This window comes from Wolbachia endosymbiont of Pentidionis agamae (assembly GCF_036711655.1).
Taxonomy (GTDB): Bacteria; Pseudomonadota; Alphaproteobacteria; order Rickettsiales; family Anaplasmataceae; genus JAZHPY01.
Genome location: NZ_JAZHPY010000133.1, coordinates 1 through 1,313, shown reverse-complemented (window position 1 = coordinate 1,313; position 1,313 = coordinate 1). Strand labels below are relative to the sequence as shown.

The following is a 1,313-nucleotide window of genomic DNA, read 5'->3' as shown; positions in this document are numbered from 1 at the left end:
CTAGAAGTTTTTTATACCATTGAAGAGAACTATCGTAATAGCAAGCAAGTTATTGAATGCGACAACCGCGTGCTACATCTTAAGAATTATTGTTTTGCTTCAGAAGATAAGATGATAGAAGAGGAAAAATTTTTCATGAAAAGTGATACTGAAAACATTGGTAATGTCTGCTTTATTGGTAATAATAGAGAACAAGAATTAGCAAATAAATTACCTAATTCTATAAATTGGGCTATTTTAGTTCTGGATGATAATAGTAAAGAAGATGCTCGTAAATTGTTTAAGAAGACTCCACTTATTTTTAATATACATGAAGCCAAAGGCTTGGAATTTGAGAACGTAATTCTTTACAAATTTATGTCTAATAAAGCTTACAATGACATATGGAATATGTTATGCCAAGGAAAAGATAAGGAAGAGATTAAAAGTACTATTAATAAAGTCCGTAATTTATATAATGAAAAAAATATTAATATTTCAAGATTTAAGAATAAGGAAGATAAAACTTTTGAGAATTATAAGTTTTACATAAACAGCTTGTATATTGGAGTTACTCGCGCTATTAATGATCTCTATATTATAGATAAAAAACGTCCTTTATTGGAAGTAATAAAATCAGAAAAAGAAAGTAATGTAAGTATTGAAAATATCGAAGAAAAACGATCTACCGATGAAGAATGGGAAAAGATGGCTCTAAATTTAATAAAGAGAGGGAATACAGAGCAAGCTAAAAACATAGCAGAAAAAAAATTTCTACAAAGAGGAAAAAAAGAATATTATAAAAAGATCATAGATGCATTAAAAGCTAAAGGCTATGAAGCTCAAGAGGTAAATGAGTCACAATTTTCTTTAGATGCAGGGAGTAGTCAAACTCCTGAAAAATTCTCAATTGGTAAGACAGAATTTAGAGGTGCAGGAAGTAGTAGAAAAAGTTCTCATTCTCCTAAAAAATTCTCAAGTGATAATACAGAATCTAGAATGAGGACTAGACAAAACCTATGGATAAAAGACCTAAGGAGTTAAGTAAATACTTACAAGAAATGATATTCCGTGATAACTTAGAAAGATTTAAGAATCAAGATATATCTGAGTATAATAAACAAGAAATATTAAATTACGCTTTAAAAAATGAGTGTTCGGAGATAGCTGAATATTTAATAGAAAATTATAAAGATCTCAATCTACCAAATACTTCAGAGTTTTACATTTTGCATTACTTTCATCTTGCAGTAGTAAAAAGTAAAAACTATACATTAAAATTTTGTGTGGAGAAGCCTGGTGGACTGGATGTTAACAAACTTTATAAGGAAAAA

Annotated in this window: 2 protein-coding genes; both read left to right on the top strand. The window is 28.5% G+C overall.

Annotation, left to right across the window (positions count from 1 at the left end):
* Positions 1-1,023, top strand: a 1,023-nt coding sequence (locus V6U76_RS05290) for a 3'-5' exonuclease (protein WP_333024096.1), incomplete at its 5' end; no start/stop codon positions are given.
* Positions 999-1,313 (top strand): hypothetical protein (locus V6U76_RS05285; protein ID WP_333024095.1); only part of this gene is annotated, 315 nt, incomplete at its 3' end. The genes V6U76_RS05290 and V6U76_RS05285, both read left to right, overlap by 25 nt.